This is a genomic window from Nocardia alni, from assembly GCF_019038435.1.
Taxonomy (GTDB): Bacteria; Actinomycetota; Actinomycetes; order Mycobacteriales; family Mycobacteriaceae; genus Nocardia; species Nocardia alni.
This window is the reverse complement of record NZ_JAGPOX010000050.1, coordinates 1-22,215: the sequence shown is the minus strand read 5'-3', so window position 1 is coordinate 22,215 and position 22,215 is coordinate 1. Positions and strand designations below refer to the sequence as shown.

15 protein-coding genes are annotated in these 22,215 nt (G+C 65.2%); all 15 read left to right on the top strand.

Annotated features, from left to right (window positions below; all coding sequences use genetic code 11):
- The first annotated feature begins 371 nt into the window (after positions 1–371).
- Positions 372–923 (top strand): 50S ribosomal protein L10, encoded by a 552-nt coding sequence (gene rplJ / locus JZ791_RS20050; RefSeq protein ID WP_216896690.1) that lies wholly within the window; start codon positions 372–374, stop codon positions 921–923.
- A gap of 57 nt (positions 924–980) precedes the next feature.
- On the top strand, positions 981–1,361 hold the full coding sequence (gene rplL, locus JZ791_RS20045; RefSeq protein WP_216896689.1) for a 50S ribosomal protein L7/L12: 381 nt from the start codon (positions 981–983) through the stop codon (positions 1,359–1,361).
- Between the two features lie 411 nt (positions 1,362–1,772).
- Positions 1,773–2,849: an ABC transporter ATP-binding protein gene (locus tag JZ791_RS20040; RefSeq protein WP_216896688.1), complete on the top strand. Its 1,077-nt coding sequence runs from the start codon at positions 1,773–1,775 to the stop codon at positions 2,847–2,849.
- A gap of 11 nt (positions 2,850–2,860) precedes the next feature.
- Positions 2,861–3,655, top strand: a complete 795-nt coding sequence (locus JZ791_RS20035; RefSeq protein WP_216896687.1) for an MlaE family ABC transporter permease — start codon at positions 2,861–2,863, stop codon at positions 3,653–3,655.
- Between the two features lie 95 nt (positions 3,656–3,750).
- The gene (locus tag JZ791_RS20030) at positions 3,751–4,515 is read left to right on the top strand and encodes an ABC transporter permease (protein ID WP_438804544.1); all 765 of its coding nucleotides are present in this window, start codon (positions 3,751–3,753) and stop codon (positions 4,513–4,515) included.
- Positions 4,516–4,660: 145 nt separating this feature from the next.
- Positions 4,661–6,016 (top strand): MCE family protein, encoded by a 1,356-nt coding sequence (locus tag JZ791_RS20025; protein ID WP_216896685.1) that lies wholly within the window; start codon positions 4,661–4,663, stop codon positions 6,014–6,016.
- 8 nt (positions 6,017–6,024) lie between these two features.
- A complete protein-coding gene (locus tag JZ791_RS20020) occupies positions 6,025–7,101 on the top strand; it encodes an MCE family protein (protein ID WP_216896723.1) in 1,077 nt (358 codons plus the stop codon).
- The gene (locus tag JZ791_RS20015) at positions 7,101–8,117 is read left to right on the top strand and encodes an MCE family protein (RefSeq protein ID WP_438804541.1); all 1,017 of its coding nucleotides are present in this window, start codon (positions 7,101–7,103) and stop codon (positions 8,115–8,117) included. The genes JZ791_RS20020 and JZ791_RS20015 overlap by 1 nt, the downstream gene beginning before the upstream one ends.
- Positions 8,118–8,521: 404 nt before the next feature.
- On the top strand, positions 8,522–9,727 hold the full coding sequence (locus JZ791_RS20010) for an MCE family protein (protein ID WP_216896721.1): 1,206 nt from the start codon (positions 8,522–8,524) through the stop codon (positions 9,725–9,727).
- 17 nt (positions 9,728–9,744) lie between these two features.
- Positions 9,745–10,992: an MCE family protein gene (locus JZ791_RS20005; protein WP_438804543.1), complete on the top strand. Its 1,248-nt coding sequence runs from the start codon at positions 9,745–9,747 to the stop codon at positions 10,990–10,992.
- Complete coding sequence (locus tag JZ791_RS20000) at positions 10,989–12,230, top strand: MCE family protein (RefSeq protein WP_216896684.1); 1,242 nt, start codon at positions 10,989–10,991, stop codon at positions 12,228–12,230. The genes JZ791_RS20005 and JZ791_RS20000 overlap by 4 nt, the downstream gene beginning before the upstream one ends.
- 51 nt (positions 12,231–12,281) lie before the next feature.
- Positions 12,282–12,929 carry a hypothetical protein gene (locus JZ791_RS19995; protein WP_216896683.1) on the top strand — a complete coding sequence of 216 codons (648 nt, stop codon included), beginning with the start codon at positions 12,282–12,284 and terminating at the stop codon, positions 12,927–12,929.
- 77 nt (positions 12,930–13,006) lie between these two features.
- Positions 13,007–13,933, top strand: coding sequence for a hypothetical protein (locus tag JZ791_RS19990; RefSeq protein ID WP_216896682.1), 927 nt, complete (start codon positions 13,007–13,009; stop codon positions 13,931–13,933).
- Between the two features lie 481 nt (positions 13,934–14,414).
- Positions 14,415–17,915 carry a DNA-directed RNA polymerase subunit beta gene (gene rpoB, locus JZ791_RS19985; RefSeq protein ID WP_216896681.1) on the top strand — a complete coding sequence of 1,167 codons (3,501 nt, stop codon included), beginning with the start codon at positions 14,415–14,417 and terminating at the stop codon, positions 17,913–17,915.
- Between the two features lie 113 nt (positions 17,916–18,028).
- Complete coding sequence (locus JZ791_RS19980) at positions 18,029–21,985, top strand: DNA-directed RNA polymerase subunit beta' (RefSeq protein ID WP_216896680.1); 3,957 nt, start codon at positions 18,029–18,031, stop codon at positions 21,983–21,985.
- The last annotated feature ends 230 nt before the right edge of the window (positions 21,986–22,215 follow it).

The following is a 22,215-nucleotide window of genomic DNA, read 5'->3' as shown; positions in this document are numbered from 1 at the left end:
TGACAAGAGGGTCCGAGTCTTTGCCGGAACCTCGTTTTGGCTGGATAGACAGGTCGCTGCTATGCTGGTCGACGGTCGTTGGCTCGTCCGGCGATCACCCCCAATCGTTCTACCGAAGACCGTTGGTCGCTGCCGGTGCTGGTTCCAGTGCAGGCAGCTGAAGGTCCGGCGTTATCGCTGGCGGCCCACGCAGGGAGAGCCGAGGTCGGGAAGGCTACGGGCTCGAGGTCCGTGAATTCTTGTGCGCCCCGGAACGCTCTGCGTTCGGGGCGTTTTTCGTACCGCCACCTCTTGCGTGAATCGGTAGCTGGGTCCTGGTTCGCCGGGACGACGAAACATATTCGAACCGACATCCAGAGAGGAGGCGAAGTATGGTTAAAAGCTGGAAGGTCGAGGAAGTCGCGGAGATCACGGAGCATTTCAAGGGCTCTACCGCCACAGTTGTCACGGAATATCGTGGCCTGTCGGTCGGCAAGATCACCGAGCTGCGTCGTGCCCTGGGCGATAACGCCACCTACTCCGTCGCCAAGAACACCCTGGTCAAGCGTGCGGCGGCCGAGGCCGGCGTCACTGGCCTGGATGAGTTGTTCGTCGGGCCGACCGCCATCACCTTTATCAAGGGTGAGCCGGTCGACGCCGCGAAGGCGCTCAAGACCTTCGCCAAGGACAACAAGTCGCTGATCATCAAGGGCGGCTACATGGACGGCGCGCCGCTGTCCGTGTCCGAGGTCGAGAAGATCGCCGACCTGGAGTCCCGCGAGGTCCTGCTGTCCAAGCTGGCGGGCGCCATGAAGGGCAACCTGTCCAAGGCTGCCAGTCTGTTCGCCGCGCCCGCCGGGCAGGTCGTGCGCCTGTTCGCCGCGCTCGAGGACAAGCAGCGCGCTGCCGGCGGCGAAGCCGCTCCGGTCGACGCCGCCGAATAACCCACCACCCCAATACTTTTCCCGTTCACGCGGGAATTACATCGAAAGGAAGCCAACATGGCCAACGTTGACGAGCTGCTGGAGACCATCGGCGGCATGACCCTGCTCGAGCTGTCGGACTTCGTCAAGAAGTTCGAGGAGAAGTTCGAGGTTACCGCCGCTGCTCCGGTCGCGGTGGCCGCTGCCGCCGGTGGCGCTGCTCCGGTCGACGCCGTCGAGGAGCAGGACGAGTTCGACGTCGTGCTCGAGGGCGCCGGCGACAAGAAGATCCAGGTCATCAAGGTCGTGCGTGAGATCGTCTCCGGCCTGGGCCTGAAGGAGGCCAAGGACCTCGTCGAGAGCGCCCCGAAGCCGATCCTGGAGAAGGTCGCCAAGGATGCCGCCGAGGCTGCCAAGGCGAAGCTGGAAGAGGCCGGCGCCAAGGTCTCGGTCAAGTAGGACTGTCTCCAACTCTCGGACTCTCATGGGGCTTCACCCCTGAAACCCCCGGGACAGAAGGCATTTAGGATTCACCTGGAGGTTTGCTCTGAAACCCCCGGTGTGAAACCTCACGAGGCGGGTGGTTCCCTATGGGGGAGCCGCCCGCCTCGGCGTTTTCCTGATTGAAACACGTTCTCGCAGGTCAGATCTGCCGAGGCAATAAAAAGGAGTAGATTACTTCTTACTCACCGGTAGGTTGGTCTGGGATTGCTGGATTTCATGCGATACAGTGACCGCACCCAGTGCGACGCGTCACATCGCTCTGTGATGGATCGCCCCAGCTCGGCGGCGGTTTCCGGTCGAGTCCTTTCGATCGGTCGCTCGGCGCGTCGGGGGGTCGCTCGTAGCGAAGAAATAGTGGAGGTTGGCGTGGGCGTCGAAGTCCGGACCGAGGGTGTTACCAAATCCTTCGGCTCCCAGCGTATTTGGCAGGATGTCACCCTGACGCTGCCGTCCGGCGAGGTCAGCGCCCTGCTGGGCCCGTCGGGTACCGGTAAGTCGGTGTTCCTCAAGTCGCTGATCGGCCTGCTGCGCCCCGAGCGCGGGTCGATCTTCATCGACGGGACCGACATCACCACCTGCTCCAACAAGGAGCTCTACGAAATTCGCAAGCTGTTCGGTGTGCTGTTCCAGGACGGCGCGCTGTTCGGCTCGATGAATCTGTTCGACAACACCGCGTTCCCGTTGCGCGAACACACCAAGAAGAGCGAATCCGAGATCCGCCAGATCGTCATGGAGAAGCTCGAACTGACCGGTCTGCTGGGCGCGGAGAACAAGCTGCCCGGCGAGATCTCCGGTGGTATGCGCAAACGCGCCGGCCTGGCCCGTGCGCTCGTGCTCGACCCGCAGATCATCCTGGTCGACGAGCCGGACTCGGGCCTGGATCCGGTGCGCACCACCTATCTTTCGCAGCTGTTGATCGATATCAACGCGCAGATCGACGCGACGATCCTGATCGTCACGCACAACATCAACCTGGCCCGCTCGGTCCCGGACAACATCGGCATGCTGTTCCGCCGCCAGCTGGTCATGTTCGGCCCGCGCGAGGTGCTGCTCACCTCGGAGGAGCCGGTGGTCAAGCAGTTCCTCAACGGCTACATGGTCGGTCCGATCGGTATGTCGGAGGAGAAGGACGAGGCCCAGATGGCCCGCGAGCAGGCTCTGGCCGAGGCGGGTCACTACGACAACGGCACCGACGAGATCGAGGGCATCATCCCGCAGATGAAGGCCACGCCCGGTATGCCGGTGCGCCAAGGCGTCGATCGCCGTCGCCGCAGGGTCATGGAAATCATGCATACCCTGCCGCATGCGGCCCAGGTCGCGATCCAGGAATCCATGGAGGAGAACGGCGATACACAAGTGTTGCCCGCCTACTCCGGAAACCCAGCACAATACCCGGGCAACGCGACCGAGGCCACCGTGCGACACAACCCGACTAACGGGTAACATACGCGACCGTGAATCAGACCCTGACGCGGCTACGCACCCCGGTCGAGTCGGGCTTTGCACAGGCCGGAAACATCTTTGCGCTCTTACTGAGTGTTGCCCGTAAGACGTTCGTCCGTCCGTTCCAGTGGCGCGAGTTCATCGGGCAGTCGTGGTTCATCGCGAGTGTGTCGATTCTGCCCGCGGCACTGGTGGCAATCCCGTTCGGCGCCGTGGTGGCGTTGCAGACCGGTTCGCTCATCAAACAGCTCGGCGCCGAGTCGTTCACCGGTGCGACGAGCGTGCTGGCTACCGTCCAGCAGGCCGCACCCGTGGTCACTGCGCTGATCATCGCCGGCGCCGCGGGTTCGGCCGTGGCCGCCGATCTGGGCTCGCGCACCATTCGCGAGGAGATCGACGCGATGGAGGTGCTGGGCATCGATCCGATCCAGCGCCTTGTCGTCCCGCGTGTCCTGGGCATGATGCTGATTTCGCTGTTGCTCAATGGCATGGTGTCGGTTGTGGGCATCTGTGGTGGCTACTTCTTCAACGTCCTGCTGCAGGGCGGCACGCCCGGCGCCTACCTGGCGTCGTTCAACGCACTGGCCCAGCTGCCGGACCTGTGGATCGGTGAGATCAAGGCGCTGATATTCGGCCTGCTCGCCGGGGTCATCGCCGCATACAAAGGCTTGAATCCCAAGGGGGGACCGAAAGGAGTAGGTGACGCGGTGAACCAATCCGTGGTGATCACCTTCCTGGTTCTCTTCTTCGTCAATCTCGTGCTGACGTTGGTTTACCTGCAGATCGTCCCGGCTAAGGGCTCCTGAACATGGTTGTTGCGCACCGATCCTCCAAGAGTCTGCGCCGGATCGGCAGTATCGTGCGTTCGCCGGTCGATCTCATCGACCGCGCGGGCGATCAAATGGCCTTCTACTCCAAGGCGATCGCGTGGATTCCGCGCACCCTTGTGCACTACCGCAAGGAGGTCACGCGGCTGCTGGCCGAGGTCACCTTCGGTTCCGGTGCGCTCGCGGTCATCGGCGGCACCATCGGCGTGGTCGTGATGATGTCGGCCTCGGTCGGCGTCGTGGTGGGCCTGCAGGGCTTCAAGGCGCTGGACGCCCTGGGCTCCTCGGTCCTGACCGGCTTCCTGACCGGCTACATCAACACCCGTGAGCTGGCGCCCCTGGTCGCGGCCCTGGCGTTGTCGGCGACGGTCGGCTGTGGTTTCACCGCGCAATTGGGCGCGATGCGGATCTCCGAGGAGATCGACGCGCTCGAGGTGATGGCGGTGCCGGGCGTGCCGTTCCTGGTGACCACCAGGGTGATCGCCGGATTCGTGGCGGTGATCCCGCTGTACATCGTGGGTCTGCTCGGCACGTTCGTAGCCTCACGCCAGATCAACGTGTGGTTCGAGGGCCAATCCTCCGGCGCCTACGACCACTACTTCAGCCTGTTCCTGCCACCGCAGGACGTCCTGTATTCATTCCTGAAGGTCCTCATATTCGCCTTCGTGATCATCCTGATCCACTGCTACTACGGCTTCACCGCCACCGGCGGCCCAGCGGGCGTCGGCGTAGCGGTAGGCCGCGCAGTCCGCGCGTCCATCGTCCTGATCAACATCCTCGACTTCTTCCTGAGCCTCGCCATCTGGGGAACCACGACGACTGTGAGGGTCGCCGGATGAGCAATGCCAGAGAAACCACCGCGGTCGGGACAACGGCAAGCTGCCGGGTACCCCCGAAATCGGCTCGGCTGTCAACCGCCGGCACGCATGCACGCCAGTCGACGGCTCCTAGCTGTGCGCTTAAGTCGCGGAGAGGCGGACAAGCATGAGCGCGGCCGGCGTGCAGTTCTGGCGGTCGACCGAGAAACTGCGCACGCGCACGCTCGGGGTGCTGTTCTTCGTGGTGATGGCGTTATTCCTCTGGACGACGATCGCCATCTACAACAAGGTTTTCACCCCCGTGGTGAAGGTCGATCTGATCACGGACTCGGTCGGCAACGCGCTGACGCGCGACGCGGACGTGAAGGTGCGTGGGGTCGTCGTCGGGGAGGTGCGCGGCAGCGAGCCCTCCGGTGATCAGGTCACCCTGCAGTTGGCGATCGATCCGAGTAAGGCGAGCGAGATCCCGTCGAACGTCACTGCGCGGCTGCTGCCCAAGACGCTGTTCGGCGAGCGCTATGTGGATCTGACGTGGCCCAAGCAGCCGGCCGGGCATCTCGAGGCGGGGATGACCCTGCATCAGGATGCCAGCGGTAACGCCGTCGAGGTCAGCCAGCTGCTGGACAGCGTGATGCCGCTGCTGCAGGCGATTCCGCCGCAGTACCTGTCCTCCACCCTGGGCGCGCTGTCGCAGGCCCTCGGTGGGCAGGGCGAGGAGCTCGGCCACACGGTGGACCGGCTGGACACCATCTTCCACGGGCTCAACTCCGTCATGCCCGCGCTGCAGGGCGATATCCACAACTTCGCCACCGTCGCGGACACCTACGCCGACGCGCTGCCGCAGCTGGTCGACTCGCTCGACAACCTGCGCGCGCTCAACGCCACGGTGGTGCAGAAGCGTTCGCAGCTCGACACGCTGTACCAGACGCTGACCCCGGCCTCCGCGCAGACGGCGGACTTCCTGAACGCCAACCGCGACAACATCATCGACGTGGCCGCCGATTCGCACGAGGCGCTGCAGATGCTGGCCTACTACTCGCCCGAATACGCCTGCACCTTCAAGAATTTCGCGCAGCAGAAGCCGCGTATCGACGCGATCTTCGGCAAGGGCACCGATATGCCCGGCTCGCGCGTCTCGATCAAGTTCGTCAACACCCGCGGCAAGTATCTGCCGAATCAGGACGAGCCGCGCTGGTTCAACGGCTCGGCGCCGCCGGTCTGCTTTCCGGAGTTCCCGAACGGTGAGGACTCCGGCCAGTACCCGACCGGCAGCTCGCTCAACGACGGCTCCTACCAGACGCCGACCCGCTTCCCGGGTGATCCGAACATCGGCAAGCTCCCGCCGGCTCAGTTCTCCGTGTTCGGCGCGCAACCCGCCAGCCTGGCCGGCTCGCCGGCGGAAGAGCACGCGCTCGGCGCGATCTATGGTGCGGCGAACGGAGTGTCGCCCAGTCAGGTACCGGCCTGGGTGTCGCGGATCGGCGCACCCGCACTGCGTGGGAGTGAGGTGAGTGTGAAGTGAAGGACGCACTGCGCGGCATGAGCGGACCGCTGACCAAACTCGTCATCTTCATCGTGGTGACGGTCTTCCTGACGGCCGTACTGGGCCTGACGATCGCCAACTACACCGGCGGCGGCACCACCTTCCACGCGATGTTCACCGATGTGACCTCGCTGAACAAAGGTGACGAGGTGCGTATCGCCGGAGTGCGGGTGGGTAAGGTCACCAAGATCGCCGTGGTCGATCGCGATCAGGCGAAGGTGGACTTCCAGCTCAACGATCGCGACTCGCTGCCCGCCTCGACGATCGCCACCATCCGCTACCGGAACCTGGTCGGCCAGCGCTACATCTCACTGAGCGAGGGCACCGGCGAACAGGGCCGCAAGCTCAACTCGGGCGCGACGATCGGCCTGGACCACACCCGTCCGGCGCTGAACCTGACCACGCTGTTCAACGGGTTCCGCCCGCTGTTCCAGACGCTGTCGGCCGATGACGTGAACAAGCTGTCCTACGAGATCATCCAGGTGTTCCAGGGGGAGAAGGGCACCATCAAGGATCTGGTGGGCAATACCGCGATCCTGACCAACAAGATCGCCGACAAGGATGCGGTGATCGGCGAGATCGTGCAGAACCTCAATGCCATCCTGGACGCTGTCAACAAGAAGGACGGCGCCCTCAACGATCTGATCGTCAATACCGAGGCGCTGGTCAGCGGGCTGAACGCCGAGCGAGGCACCATCGGTTCCGCGGTGAGCTCGCTGGGCAACCTGGCCTCGGCGACCGCGGACCTGCTCAGGCCGACCGTGCCGACCCTGCAGGGGTCGATCGCCGGACTGAGCCAGCTCACCGGAACGATCGACAACCGCTCCGACGATGTGAACCAGACGTTGACTAATCTGCCGATCAAGATGGAGAAGCTGGGCCGAGCGGCCAGTTACGGCTCCTGGTTCCAGTTCTATCTGTGCGGCATCGACGTCGTCGCCGGACCGGGAATGAAGGACGCCGGGAACCTGAACATGCCTCCGGCCATCGCGAATATGCCGACGGTCAACCAGCCGGTCTACACCAACCCCGCGCCGCGGTGCCATGGGCAGGGTGGTCGCTGATGGACGAGCGGACTCTGCTGGGCAAGCGCAGCCCCGCGTTCATGGGCGCGCTGAGCCTGTTCCTGGTGCTACTGATCACGTTGTCCGTGTTCTATCTGAATCAGCTACCGCTGCTGGGCGCGGGCACCAAGTACACCGCCGACTTCTCGGAGGCCGCAGGGCTGAAGAAGGGCGACGAGGTGCGCATCGCCGGGGTCAAGGTCGGCGACGTCAGCGGTGTGGATCTGAACGGCGATCACGTGGTCGTCACCTTCCGCACCAAGGACGCCTGGATCGGGAACGACACCACGGCCTCGATCCAGATCAAGACCGTGCTCGGGCAGAAGTATCTGGCGCTGGACCCGCAGGGTTCCGGCACCGCCGACCCTTCGAAGGCGATTCCGCTGTCGCGCACGGTATCTCCCTACGACGTGACCGAGGCGTTCGAGCAGACCGCCCGGGATATCGAGCAGACCGACACCGCCCAGCTCGCCAAGAGCATGGAGGTGCTCTCGGACGCGTTCTCCGAGACCCCGCCGGAGATCCGCGGCTCGATCGACGGCGTCGCGCGACTGTCGGCGACCCTGGCCAAGCGTGACGAGCAGCTCAAGCAGCTGTTCGCCGCGACCAACAAGACCACCAAGGTGCTGGCCGACCGCAACGCGGAATTCGAGCGGCTGCTGGCCAACGGCGGTCAGCTGCTGGCCGAGTTGAACATTCGCCAGCAGGCCATCGCACAGCTGCTCAAGGGCGCCAAGACCATCGCGATCGAGCTGGAAACGCTGGTCCACGACAACGAGCAGCAGATCGGCCCGGCGCTGACCAACCTGCTCGGGGCCATCAACCTGCTGAACAACAACCAGCAGAACATCTCCAAGACGCTGACGCTGGCCGCACCGTTCTACAACCTGTACGCGAACGTGCTGGGCACCGGTCGCTGGTTCGACGCGGTGATCGTCAACCTGATCCCGCCCGCGCTGCCGGAGATCCCGGGTGACCGCCCGCCGATCCGGAACCTGAACGTGGGAGGCAACTGATGGAACCCGAGTTAGGGTCCGACGTGGGCTCCGCCGACCCGCCCACCGAGCAGTTCCGGGTGCGGCCGTCCGCATCGGGTGCCCGTGCGGGATCGAAGGCGAACGAGGCCGCGGCAGCCGAGACGGGTGCGGCCGCATCGGCTGGGGCCGGGGCGGCTGCGGCGAACTCCGACGACGCGCCGACCCAGCAGTTCGCGGTGCAGTCCGCCGCGTCGAGCGCCGCGGACGCGTCGCACGAGCCGGAGAACGCCGAATCGCCCACCGAACTGCTTCCGGTGACGGCATCGGGGTCGGGCGGACAGCCGCCCACCTCGGGCGGCGGGGGTGCGTCCGGGTCCGGCGGATCCGGGCGCTTCGACCCACTGGCCGTGATTCGCCGATCCTCCCGGGGTGCGAAGATTCTCATGTCCGGCGGCCTGGTCCTGGTCATCGTGCTGGCCGGGGTGCTCTGGTGGATGTTCGACACCCTGGAGACCACCCGGATCACCGCGTACTTCGACAAGTCGATCGGCATCTACCAGGGTTCGGATGTGCGGATCCTGGGTGTGCCGGTGGGCAAGGTGGATTCGGTGACACCGATGGGCGACCAGGTGAAGGTCGTCATGAGCGTGGACCGCAAGTACAGCATTCCGGCCGACGCCGAGGCCGCGCAGATCACCCCGTCGGTGGTGTCCGACAGGTACATCCAGCTCACCCCGGTCTACAAGGGCGGTCCGAAGATGGGCCGCGACGCGACCATTCCGAAGGATCGCACCGCGACCCCGGTCGAGGTGGATCAGCTCTACAAGTCGATCGCGAAGCTCTCGGACGACCTGGGCCCCAACGGCGCCAACAAGAACGGCGCGGTGAATCAGCTGGTCCGCACCGGCGCCGCCAACCTGGCCGGTAACGGGGACGCGCTGGCCAACAGCATCACTCAGCTCTCGCACGCGGCCAGCTACCTGTCCGACGCGCGCGGCGACATCTTCGGCACCATCAAGAACCTGCAGGTCTTCGTGCACACCCTGGCGGTGAACGACGCCCAGGTGCGCGATTTCAACTCACAGCTGGCGGATCTGGCCGGATTCCTGGCCTCGGAGCGTCAGGATCTGGGGCAGGCGCTGAACCTGCTGTCGGTGGCGCTGGGCGATGTGGCCCGATTCGTCGACAACAACCGGGATCTGGTGGCCAGCAACGCGCAGGCGCTGACCAAGCTCACCCAGACGCTGGCGAATCAGCGCGACGATCTGGCCAATGCGCTGCCGGTGCTGCCGACCGCGCTGAGCGACCTGATCAACGTGCACAACGGCGAGTCCGGAACCCTGGACATGCGCACCAACTTCACCGATCTGCAGAACCCGTTCGGCACGATCTGCAAGCTGCTCGATCTGGGCCAATTGCGTCCGGGTGATCCGAAGTTCGAGGCGATCAGCCACCAGCTCGGCCCGATCCTGAATCAGTGCCGCAACATCACCGACCAGATCAGGTCCGGCGTCGTCACGCCCTCGCTGATCCTGCCGTTCGGCATCCTGTCCGGTGAGAACCAGGAGCGCGCCCCGGTTCCGGGCACGGTGCCGGGCACCCCGTCCAATGAGAAGCCGCAGTCACAGACCCCGGGTGGCACGCGATGATCGCACGCTGGAGCACGATGAGCGCCCGCCGCAACGCATTCGGCGGTAGCAGGCGCACGGCCGCTCGCGTCATGGTGGGCTCGGCGGTCATGGGCGTCACCGCGCTGCTGGTGACCTCCTGTGGCTCGCAGGGGATCTACAGCATCCCGCTGCCCGGCGGCGCGAACGTCGGCTCCCATCCGATGCATCTGGATATCCGCTTCGACGACGTGCTGGATCTGGTGCCGCAGTCCGCGGTCAAGGTCAACGGCGTCGCGGTCGGCCGGGTCGACAAGATCACCATCGCGCCCGACGGCTGGACGGCCAGCGTGCAGGCCGTGGTCAACAATTCGGTGCAGCTGCCCGCCAACGCGCATGCCGAGGTGAAGCAGACCAACCTGCTGGGCGAGAAGTTCATCGAGCTGGATCCGCCGTCGGTGAATCCGTCGGCGGAGCCGCTGAAGGACGGCTCGGTCATCCCGGTGCAGAACACCATGCACGCCACCGAGGTGGAGCAGGTGCTCGGTGCGCTGTCGCTGCTGCTCAACGGTGGCGGTGTGGCCCAGCTGCAGCCGATCGTGAGCGAGCTGAACAAGACCCTCGGCGGGCGCGAGAACAAGGTCCGCGATCTGCTCACCCAGGCCAACACCCTCATCGACGGCCTGAATCAGCAGGTCGACGACATCCAGCATTCCCTGGACGGCCTGGGCACGCTGTCCGAGCGCGTGGGCCAGCAGACCGATCAGATCGCCAAGGTCCTGGACGAACTGCCCGCGGGTATCCACATTCTGGACCAGCAGCGTCCCGAACTGATCGGGATGCTGCAGCAGCTGGATCGGGTCGGCCAGGCCGGCGTCACGATCCTGGACCGCTCCAAGGACAACCTGATCGACGACCTGGTCGCGCTGCGCCCGACGTTGCAGGAGCTGGGTCGTGCGGCGCCGGACGTGGTGACCTCCCTGCCGCTGATCCCGACCTATCCGTTCCCCGACGAGTCGATCAAGTCCGCGTTCGGCGGCTCGGTCAACACCTGGCTGTCGGTGGATCTGCAGATCGCCACGACGCTGAAGAGTCTCGGTGTGGGACAACCGAATCCGGTGTACGTTCCGCCGAAGTACGGCCCGCCCGTCGCGGTGAACCCGAGCAATCCGTATTACAACGGCAACGGCCCGCGGCCGCTGCTGGGAGTGCTGCCGCTGCCCCCGACCGTCGTGTCTCCGGCCGACGGCAAGCCGGGCGACCCGATCGGCTCGATCCTGAATCAGTTGGGAGTGAAGCCGCGATGAGCAAGCTTGTGCGTTATCAGCTGATCGCGTTCGTGGTCATCGCCGTGCTCGGCGTGGTCTATGTCGGCGCGCGGTACGTCCACCTGAACTACATGCTCGGCTTCGGCCAGTACCAGGTGAAGGTGACGATGAAGGAGACCGGAAACGTCTCCAAGGGCTCCGAGGTCACCTACCGCGGCGTCCCGGTCGGCACGGTCGGCACGTCGGACATCACCCCGGACGGTGTCGTGGTGATCCTGGAGATGGACTCGTCCAAGCCCAAGGTGCCCTCGGATGCCAAGGCGGTCGTCGCCGATCGCTCGGCCATCGGCGAGCAGTACGTGGATCTGGTGCCCTCGCGGGCCGGCGGTCCGTACCTGCGCAACGGTTCGGTCATCGACGGCGCCGAAACGCCCATGCCGGTACAGGACCTGCTGGCGAGCGTGAACACGTTCGCCTCCACCACGGATCTGAAGGATCTGACCACGACGGTCACCGAACTCGGCAAGGCGCTCGACGGCCAGGGCGACAACCTGCGCGTCCTGGTCGACTCGCTGAACAAGTTCTCGGTGACCGGCGCGGATTCGATACAGCCGACGATCCAGCTGATCAAGGACGCGCAGACGGTCCTGCAGACCCAGGTCGATCAGGGCGGGGACATCCGGGAGTTCAGCGACGGCCTGGACAAGGTGGCCACGCAGCTGCGCGCCAACGATCCCGATATCCGCAGGCTGATCGGCACCGGCACCGACGCCGGTAATTCGATCTCGAATCTGCTGAAGACCAGCGGCGACCCGCTGACCACGGATCTGACGAATCTGCGCAGCCTGCTGCTCGCGGTGTCGCCGAAGTACTACGCGCTCAGGCCGCTGCTGCAGATGCTGCCGCTGCTGTCGTGGGGTGGTTCGGCCACCGCGAACCCCGACGGCACCAGCCACTTCGGCCTGGTGCTCGAGACCAACAACCCGCCCGCCTGCACGCTCGGCTACGAGGGCACCCAGAAGATCCTGAAGGAGATGAAGGCGAAGAATCCGGACTTCGACGACACGCGCGACGATTTCCCGTTCAACACCGGCGCGCATTGTGCCGCGCCGCAGGGCAATCCGGCCGATGTGCGCGGCGGGGCCCGCGCGGATCTCGCCGATCCGAACGTGCCGCAGCCGTGGGATCACAAGCCCAAGACCGATCCGGACCGACTGAATCTGAACCCGGTCGCCACCCAGATGGCCGCGCTCATCGGGGTGACCCCGAAGCGATGAGCGAGTGATGCGGGTGAGTCCGGAAATCCGACGACCCCTAGGGTGGCCGCTGTGACTACCTCTACGCTGCGCACGGTGGTGACCTACGTGGCCGCCGCCTGGCTCATCCTCGCAGTCGTCGCCGCGGCGTGGTTCGGCGTGGGCTGGGTGCGCGCGGGCTTCTTCACCGACGCCCCGCGCGCCGCGGCCCGCGACAGCGCGCTGGACGCGGCGCGTCAGGCGGCGCTGAATCTGACCTCGATGAATCCGGACGACATCGAGGGCTCCATGAAACTGATGGAATCCTCGATGACCGGGCAGATGCTGGGCGAGTTCAACCAGAACCACGACCGCATCAAGCAGACGGCCGAACAGGCCAAGACCCGGCTGGGCTCGCAGGTGCTCGGCGCGTCGCTGACCACGCTGGACAGCGAGCGGGACAAGGCGTCGGCGATCGTGGTGGTGAAACAGACCCAGACCGCGCCGAACACTCCGGTGCAGTCGTTCCGGGCGACCTGGACGCTGGATATGACCAAGGTCGGCGGCACCTGGAAGGCCGATCAGGCGAATTCGCTGGGGCAGCTGGTGCCGCTGGACAATACCGGCCCGTCCTCGTCACAGCCGGGTCAGCAACAGCCGGGGCAGCCGCAGCCCGGCCCCTCGGCCGGTACGCCCGCCCCCTCCGCGGCTCCCGCGCCGCAGGGCCCTCCGGGGTCGTAGGAGATCACAATGAGCGAGCGAAGCGAGCGACCGATGACACAGCCGAGCCCTCGCTCGTGCCGGAGCGGAGCGGAGGCATGAGCGAGCAGAACAAGAAACCTCGTCGTGTCGTCAACAAGGCTTCCTCGGGCCTGCGGCGTCCCGGTGCGAACGATTCGACCCGTCGGCGTGCCACGCGCGTCACCGCCGGTCAGGACAGTGATACGCGTCGTGACCAGCCTGTGGAGTCCGAGACCGTTGTCGAGGCCGGCAACGCGGCCGTCGAGGAGAAGAACGCGACCGTAGCGGAGACCGATACCGACGCCGTCGTCACGGACGACAAGTCGGCTGTCACGGACGAGACCGCGGCCGCCTCGGGCGATGCAGCGGCCACGACAGCCACCGAGACAGTCGCCGACGAGGCGACCGTCAAGCAGGGCGTTGCGGTCGACGCGCCCACGGTTCGGCACTCGGACGTGTCCGACATGCCCAAGGTCCGCCGCTCACCGCGCCTGCCCTCGCTCGGCCGTACCCGAGCCTCCTCCTGGTCCATGGCGATCGGGCTGCTGGTCGCCGCGGTGGTGGTCACCGCATTCGCCGTGGTCGCCGCCCTGCGTCCCGGCGTCGAGGACAGCAACAAGGCGTTCGTGGACACGCAGGCCACGCAGGAGGTCAGCGCCGCCGGCGTCAACGCCCTGAAGACGATCTACTCCTACGACGTCAAGACCATCGGCGGCTACAAGGCCGCGGTGCACAAGGTCGTCACCGGCAAGATGCTGGGCGATTTCGACAAATTCGCCGACACCACCGTCTCGGCCGTGCAGCAGGCCCAGTCCACCGCGACGGCGACCCCCGATCCGATCGGTGTGACCTTACTCACCGACGACCGCGCCGAACTGCTGGTCGACCTGACCGTCGCCGCGACGAAGGACGGCGTCCCGCAGGAGAGTGCCTCGGGTCCGATCGTGCTGCGCATGCAGAAGGTCAACGGACATTGGCTGGCCAGCGAGATTGCCGACCGCTGAGCCTGTAATCACTGTTAAACGCCTGCTCAGGGCCATATTCGGGCCAAGATAATATACCTGATCACGTGAAGGCGCAGCGCCACAGGCGATCTCGATGCTTACGGCTCGGCCTCGCCACTTGACGACGCTCGCTCGAGCAGTCACGCTATTCACAGCAGCGTCAGCTGTCACAGGGCGTCAGCACCCAGGTAGCGAGCGACATGTCATACCGAACGCAGCCAGCGATAATCGGTACGGCGCGCCAGCCACCCGGAACTGTTGCTTGGTGGTACGTTTGACACCCCTTCTGGTTGGGTGTACGTTTAGACTTTGCGCTGGCTGCCTCCTGTCCACACCTTGATCGCACACGACGAAAGTTCCACCGACCGGTGTTACTTCCGTTGTTGGCTGTCTGGGCTCGTTCGGGTTGCGACCAGCAATGATCTCAACGAGAACGTAGCAGACAAGCGACGGTCGCAGGCCCACATGCGACGCGCGTGAGGTGCTGGAAGGACGCATCTTGGCAGTCTCCACCCAGACCAAGGCCGGTATTCCCGGAGCCCCGAAGAGGGTGTCTTTTGCGAAGATCCGAGAGCCTCTGGAGGTTCCGGGTCTTCTCGATCTACAAACCGACTCGTTCGCCTGGTTGGTCGGTTCGCCGCTGTGGCGGGAGAAGGCGATCGCCCGCGGTGACGTCGATCCCGTCGGCGGGCTCGAGGAGGTGCTCGAGGAGCTCTCGCCGATCGAAGATTTCTCGGGTTCGATGTCACTGTCCTTCTCCGATCCGCGCTTCGAAGAGGTCAAGGCCTCCATCGAGGAGTGCAAGGACAAGGACATGACCTACGCGGCGCCATTGTTCGTCACCGCGGAGTTCATCAACAACAACACCGGTGAGATCAAGTCTCAGACGGTCTTCATGGGTGATTTCCCGATGATGACCGACAAGGGCACGTTCATCATCAACGGCACCGAGCGTGTGGTCGTCTCGCAGCTGGTTCGTTCGCCCGGTGTGTACTTCGACGATTCCATCGACAAGACCACCGAGAAGACGCTGCACAGCGTGCGCGTCATCCCGAGCCGCGGTGCGTGGCTGGAGTTCGACGTCGACAAGCGCGACACCGTCGGCGTTCGCATCGACCGTAAGCGTCGTCAGCCTGTCACCGTGCTGCTCAAGGCCCTGGGCCTGACCACCGAGGAGATCGCCGAGCGTTTCGGTTTCTCCGAGATCATGATGTCGACGCTGGAGAAGGACAACACCGCCGGTCAGGATGAGGCGCTGCTGGACATCTACCGCAAACTGCGTCCGGGCGAACCGCCGACCAAGGAGTCGGCGCAGACCCTGCTGGAGAACCTGTTCTTCAAGGACAAGCGCTACGACCTGGCTCGTGTCGGCCGCTACAAGGTCAACAAGAAGCTCGGCCTGAACCTCGACAAGCCGGTCATCGGCTCGGTGCTCACGCGCGACGACATCGTCACCACCATCGAGTACCTGGTCCGCCTGCACCAGGGCGACAAGCTGATGACCGCCCCCGGCGGCTCGGAGGTCGTCGTCGAGGTCGATGACATCGACCACTTCGGCAACCGTCGCCTGCGCACCGTCGGCGAGCTGATCCAGAACCAGATCCGCGTCGGCCTCTCGCGTATGGAGCGTGTCGTGCGTGAGCGCATGACCACTCAGGACGTCGAGGCCATCACCCCGCAGACCCTGATCAACATCCGTCCCGTGGTGGCGGCGATCAAGGAGTTCTTCGGCACCTCGCAGCTCTCGCAGTTCATGGACCAGAACAACCCGCTGTCGGGTCTGACCCACAAGCGCCGCCTGTCGGCGCTGGGCCCGGGTGGTCTGTCCCGTGAGCGCGCGGGCCTCGAGGTCCGCGACGTGCACACCTCGCACTACGGCCGCATGTGCCCGATCGAGACCCCGGAAGGCCCGAACATCGGCCTGATCGGGTCGCTGTCGGTGTACGCGCGGGTGAACCCGTTCGGTTTCATCGAGACGCCGTACCGCAAGGTCGTCGACGGTCGGGTGACCGACGAGGTCAAGTACCTCACCGCCGACGAGGAAGATCGCCACGTTCGCGCCCAGGCGAATTCGCCGGTCGACTTGGAGGGCAACTTCCTCGAGGACAGGGTGCTCGCTCGCAAGGGCAACGAGGAGAACGAGCTCGTTCCCGCGAGCGAGGTGGACTTCATGGACGTCTCGCCGCGCCAGATGGTGTCGGTGGCGACCGCCATGATTCCGTTCCTCGAGCACGACGACGCGAACCGCGCCCTGATGGGCGCGAACATGCAGCGTCAGGCCGTGCCGCTGGTCCGTTCCGAGTCGCCGCTGGTCGGCACCGGTATGGAGCTGCGCGCCGCGGTCGACGCGGGCGATGTCGTGGTGAACGAGAAGCCCGGTGTGGTCGAGGAGGTTTCGGCCGACTACGTGACCGTCATGCACGACGACGGCACCCGCCGCAGCTACCGCATGCGCAAGTTCAACCGGTCCAACCAGGGCACCTGCTCCAATCAGCGCCCGATCGTGGACGAGGGCCAGCGCGTCGAGAACGGTCAGGTCCTTGCTGATGGCCCGTGCACCGAGAACGGTGAGATGGCCCTGGGCAAGAACCTGCTCGTGGCGATCATGCCGTGGGAGGGCCACAACTACGAGGACGCGATCATCCTGTCGCAGCGCCTCGTGGAGGAAGACGTGCTCACCTCGATCCACATCGAGGAGCACGAGATCGACGCTCGCGACACCAAGCTCGGCGCCGAGGAGATCACCCGGGATATCCCGAACGTCTCCGACGAGGTGCTGGCCGATCTCGACGAGCGCGGCATCGTGCGGATCGGCGCCGAGGTTCGTGACGGCGACATCCTGGTCGGCAAGGTCACTCCGAAGGGTGAGACCGAGCTGACTCCGGAGGAGCGGTTGCTTCGTGCGATCTTCGGTGAGAAGGCGCGTGAGGTGCGTGATACTTCGCTGAAGGTGCCGCACGGCGAGTCCGGCAAGGTCATCGGCATCCGCGTGTTCTCGCGCGACGACGACGACGATCTGCCGCCGGGCGTGAACGAGCTGGTGCGTGTGTACGTGGCGCAGAAGCGCAAGATCCAGGACGGCGACAAGCTCGCCGGTCGGCACGGCAACAAGGGCGTCATCGGCAAGATCCTCCCCAAGGAGGACATGCCGTTCATGCCCGACGGGACCCCGGTCGACATCATCCTGAACACGCACGGTGTGCCGCGTCGTATGAACATCGGCCAGGTGCTCGAGACCCATCTGGGCTGGATCGCCAAGACCGGCTGGAAGGTCGAGGGCTCCGATACGGACAGCATGCCCGAGTGGGCGCAGAACCTGCCGGAGGAGATGTGGGGTCAGGAATCCGACACCAACATCGCCACCCCGGTGTTCGACGGTGCGCGTGAGGAGGAGCTGACCGGACTGCTCGCCTCGACGCTGCCGAACCGTGACGGCGAGACCATGGTCAACGCCGACGGTAAGGCGATCCTGCTGGACGGCCGCTCCGGTGAGCCGTTCCCGTATCCGGTGGCTGTGGGTTATATGTACATCCTGAAGCTGCATCACCTGGTGGATGACAAGATCCATGCGCGGTCGACGGGTCCGTACTCGATGATCACGCAGCAGCCGCTGGGTGGTAAGGCGCAGTTCGGTGGTCAGCGTTTCGGTGAGATGGAGTGCTGGGCCATGCAGGCCTATGGTGCGGCGTACACGCTGCAGGAGTTGCTGACGATCAAGTCCGATGACGTGGTGGGTCGTGTGAAGGTGTACGAGGCCATCGTCAAGGGCGAGAACATTCCCGAGCCGGGTATTCCGGAATCGTTCAAGGTGTTGCTCAAGGAACTTCAGTCCCTGTGCCTCAACGTGGAGGTGCTGTCCTCGGACGGCGCGGCCATCGAGTTGCGCGAGGGCGAGGACGAGGATCTGGAGCGCGCCGCGGCGAACCTCGGTATCAACCTGTCCCGCAACGAGGCTGCGACGGTCGACGACCTGGCGCAGTAGAGCGATGAGGTCCCGCAGCCCTGCTGAGTTGATTCGAACGAAGCGGGCTGCGGGGCAACGAAATCAACTCTTCTTATGCTCATACTCAACCCGAACAGGGGAAAGGAAGTTACGTGCTAGACGTCAACTTCTTCGATGAACTCCGGATCGGTTTGGCCACCGCCGAGGACATTCGCAACTGGTCCTATGGTGAGGTCAAGAAGCCGGAGACCATCAACTATCGCACGCTCAAGCCGGAGAAGGACGGCTTGTTCTGCGAGAAGATCTTCGGTCCCACCCGGGACTGGGAGTGCTACTGCGGCAAGTACAAGCGCGTGCGCTTCAAGGGCATCATCTGTGAGCGCTGTGGCGTCGAGGTGACTCGCGCCAAGGTGCGTCGCGAGCGGATGGGCCACATCGAGCTGGCCGCTCCGGTCACTCACATCTGGTACTTCAAGGGCGTCCCGTCGCGCCTGGGCTACCTGCTGGACCTGGCGCCGAAGGATCTCGAGAAGATCATCTACTTCGCCGCGTACGTCATCACCGCTGTCGACAACGATCTGCGCCACAACGAGCTGTCCACGCTCGAGGCGGAGATGGAGGTCGAGAAGAAGGCCGTCGCCGATCAGCGCGATGCCGATCTCGAGGCTCGGGCGCAGAAGCTCGAGGGCGATATGGCCGAGCTGGAGGCCGAGGGCGCCAAGTCCGACGTGCGCCGCAAGGTCAAGGACGGCGGCGAGCGCGAGATGCGTCAGCTGCGCGACCGCGCCCAGCGCGAGCTGGACCGGCTCGACGAGATCTGGTCGACGTTCACCAAGCTGGCTCCCAAGCAGCTGATCGTGGACGAGGTGCTCTACCGCGAGCTGCAGGACCGCTACGGCGAGTACTTCGTCGGCGCGATGGGCGCCGAGGCGATCCAGAAGCTGCTGGAGCAGTTCGACATCCCGGCCGAGGCCGAGAATCTGCGCGAGACCATTCGCACGGGTAAGGGCCAGAAGAAGCTGCGTGCGCTCAAGCGACTGAAGGTCGTCGCGGCGTTCCAGACCAACGGCAATTCGCCGATGGGCATGGTGCTGGACGCGGTGCCGGTGATCCCGCCGGAGCTGCGCCCGATGGTGCAGCTGGACGGTGGCCGCTTCGCGACCTCCGACCTGAACGACCTGTACCGCCGCGTGATCAACCGCAACAACCGGTTGAAGCGACTGATCGATCTGGGTGCGCCCGAGATCATCGTCAACAACGAGAAGCGCATGCTTCAGGAGTCCGTTGACGCGCTGTTCGATAATGGTCGTCGCGGTCGTCCGGTCACCGGACCGGGTAATCGCCCGCTGAAGTCGCTGTCGGATCTGCTCAAGGGCAAGCAGGGCCGGTTCCGTCAGAACCTGCTCGGTAAGCGCGTCGACTACTCCGGCCGTTCGGTCATCGTGGTCGGCCCGCAGCTCAAGCTGCACCAGTGCGGTCTGCCCAAGCTGATGGCGCTGGAGCTGTTCAAGCCGTTCGTGATGAAGCGCCTGGTCGACCTGAACCACGCGCAGAACATCAAGTCCGCCAAGCGGATGGTCGAGCGTCAGCGCCCCCAGGTGTGGGATGTCCTCGAAGAGGTCATCGCCGAGCACCCGGTGCTGCTGAACCGCGCGCCCACCCTGCACCGCCTGGGTATCCAGGCCTTCGAGCCGCTGCTGGTCGAGGGTAAGGCCATCCAGCTGCACCCGCTGGTGTGTGAGGCCTTCAACGCCGACTTCGACGGTGACCAGATGGCCGTGCACCTGCCGCTGTCCGCGGAGGCGCAGGCCGAGGCCCGCATCCTGATGCTGTCCTCGAACAACATCCTGTCCCCGGCCTCGGGTCGCCCGCTGGCCATGCCCCGCCTGGACATGGTGACCGGCCTGTTCTACCTGACCCGCTTGGAAGAGGGCGCGAAGGGCGAATACCGCGCGGCCACCAAGGACTCCGCGGAGTTCGGCGTCTACTCCTCGCCCGCCGAGGCGCAGATGGCCGTGGACCGCGGCGAGCTGACCGTGCGGTCGCTGGTCAAGATCCGCGTGACCAACCAGCGTCCGCCGAGGGACCTCGAGACCGAGCTGTTCCCGGAGAACGGCTGGCAGCGCGGTGACGCGTGGATCCTCAAGACCACGCTGGGCCGGGTGCTGTTCAACGAGCTGCTGCCGGTGGACTACGCGTTCATCGACGAGCCGATGCCCAAGAAGCGTCAGGCCGCGATCATCAACGATCTGGCCGAGCGCTACCCGATGATCGTGGTCGCGCAGACCGTCGACAAGCTCAAGGACGCCGGCTTCTACTGGGCCACGCGTTCGGGTGTCACCGTCTCCATGTCGGACGTGCTCGTTCCGCCGGAGAAGGCCGACATCATGGAGCGCTACGAGGGTCTGGCCGACGGGATCGAGAAGAAGTACCAGCGTGGTGCGCTCGATCACCAGGAGCGCAACAACGCGCTGGTCAAGATCTGGCAGGAGGCCACCGAAGAGGTCGGCCAGGCGCTGCGGCGGCACTACCCGGCCGACAACCCGATCATCACGATCGTCGACTCGGGCGCCACGGGTAACTTCACTCAGACTCGTACCCTCGCGGGTATGAAGGGCCTGGTGACGAACCCGAAGGGTGAGTTCATCCCGCGGCCGATCAAGTCCTCGTTCCGTGAGGGCCTGACGGTGCTGGAGTACTTCATCAACACCCACGGTGCGCGAAAGGGTCTGGCCGACACCGCGCTTCGCACCGCCGACTCGGGTTACCTGACCCGTCGTCTGGTGGACGTGTCGCAGGACGTCATCGTGCGCGAGACCGACTGTGGCACCGAGCGCGGCATCATCGTGCCGATCGCGGAGAAGTTGGCCGACGGCACCATCATTCGCGATGCTCACGTCGAAACCTCCACGTACGCCCGCACGTTGGCGACGGACGCGGTGGACGCCAAGGGCAACGTCGTGGTGGAGAAGGGTCACGATCTCGGCGACCCGTCGCTGGACGCGCTGCTCGAGGCCGGTATCACCGAGGTGAAGGTCCGCTCCGTGCTGACCTGCACCACTGGTACCGGCGTGTGCGCGACCTGCTACGGCCGCTCGATGGCGACCGGCAAGCTGGTCGACATCGGTGAGGCTGTGGGTATCGTCGCCGCGCAGTCGATCGGTGAGCCCGGCACCCAGCTGACCATGCGCACCTTCCACCAGGGTGGTGTCGCGGGTGACGACATCACCGGCGGTCTGCCCCGCGTGCAGGAGCTGTTCGAGGCTCGTGTGCCCAAGGGCAAGGCGCCGATCGCGGAGGTCTCCGGCCGGGTGCGGCTGGAGGACGACGACCGCTTCTACAAGATCACGATCATTCCGGACGACGGTTCGGAAGAAGTCGTGTACGACAAGCTGTCGAAGCGTCAGCGGCTGCGGGTGTTCAAGCACGAGGACGGGTCCGAGCGTCTGCTCACCGACAACGACCATGTCGAGGTCGGTCAGCAGTTGCTGGAGGGTTCGGCCGATCCGCACGAGGTGTTGCGTGTGATGGGTCCGCGTCAGGTGCAGGTCCACCTGGTCCATGAGGTCCAGGAGGTGTACCGGTCGCAGGGTGTGTCCATCCACGACAAGCACATCGAGGTCATCGTGCGGCAGATGCTGCGGCGCGTGACGATCATCGATTCGGGTGCGACGGAGTTCCTGCCCGGTTCGCTGGTGGAGCGTTCGGAGTTCGAGAACTCGAACCGCCGTGTGGTGTCCGAGGGCGCCGAGCCGGCCGCGGGTCGTCCGGTGCTGATGGGTATCACCAAGGCGTCGCTGGCGACGGATTCGTGGCTGTCGGCGGCCTCCTTCCAGGAGACCACCCGCGTGCTCACGGATGCCGCGATCAACTGCCGTTCCGACAAGCTGATCGGCTTGAAGGAGAACGTGATCATCGGCAAGCTGATCCCGGCCGGTACCGGTATCAACCGCTACCGCAACATCCAGGTCCAGCCGACCGAGGAGGCCCGCGCGGCCGCCTACGCGGTGCCGTCCTACGACGACACCTACTACACCCCGGAGGGCTTCGGCCAGACCACGGGTGCGGCTGTCCCGCTGGACGATTACGGTTTCAGCGACTACCGGTAATCCGGTAGGAGACAACACCGTTGGGCCCCCGCTCCGAATCGGAGCGGGGGCCCAACGCGTTCCGTGGGAGGCCCCTGGTCAGATGCTCCGGTCGGCGGATTCCGTGCCCAGTTTCTGGGCGAATACCCAGCGGTTGGTTGCCAGGGCGTCGTTGGGTTCGGGGGACAGGGGGCAGCCGTAGCGGGCGGTGAAGTCGAAGGGGGTGCGGGTTTTGGTGGTCCAGCCGTATT

Excerpts from the sequence above, each read along its gene's own strand:
- rplJ (WP_216896690.1), top strand. The coding sequence starts at position 372 with ATGGTTAAAAGCTGGAAGGTCGAGGAAGTCGCGGAGATCACGGAGCAT.
- rplL (WP_216896689.1), top strand. The coding sequence starts at position 981 with ATGGCCAACGTTGACGAGCTGCTGGAGACCATCGGCGGCATGACCCTG.
- JZ791_RS20030 (WP_438804544.1), top strand. The coding sequence starts at position 3,751 with ATGGCCTTCTACTCCAAGGCGATCGCGTGGATTCCGCGCACCCTTGTG.
- JZ791_RS20025 (WP_216896685.1), top strand. The coding sequence starts at position 4,661 with ATGAGCGCGGCCGGCGTGCAGTTCTGGCGGTCGACCGAGAAACTGCGC.
- JZ791_RS20015 (WP_438804541.1), top strand. The coding sequence starts at position 7,101 with ATGGACGAGCGGACTCTGCTGGGCAAGCGCAGCCCCGCGTTCATGGGC.
- JZ791_RS20010 (WP_216896721.1), top strand. The coding sequence starts at position 8,522 with ATGTCCGGCGGCCTGGTCCTGGTCATCGTGCTGGCCGGGGTGCTCTGG.
- JZ791_RS20005 (WP_438804543.1), top strand. The coding sequence starts at position 9,745 with ATGAGCGCCCGCCGCAACGCATTCGGCGGTAGCAGGCGCACGGCCGCT.
- JZ791_RS20000 (WP_216896684.1), top strand. The coding sequence starts at position 10,989 with ATGAGCAAGCTTGTGCGTTATCAGCTGATCGCGTTCGTGGTCATCGCC.
- JZ791_RS19990 (WP_216896682.1), top strand. The coding sequence starts at position 13,007 with ATGAGCGAGCAGAACAAGAAACCTCGTCGTGTCGTCAACAAGGCTTCC.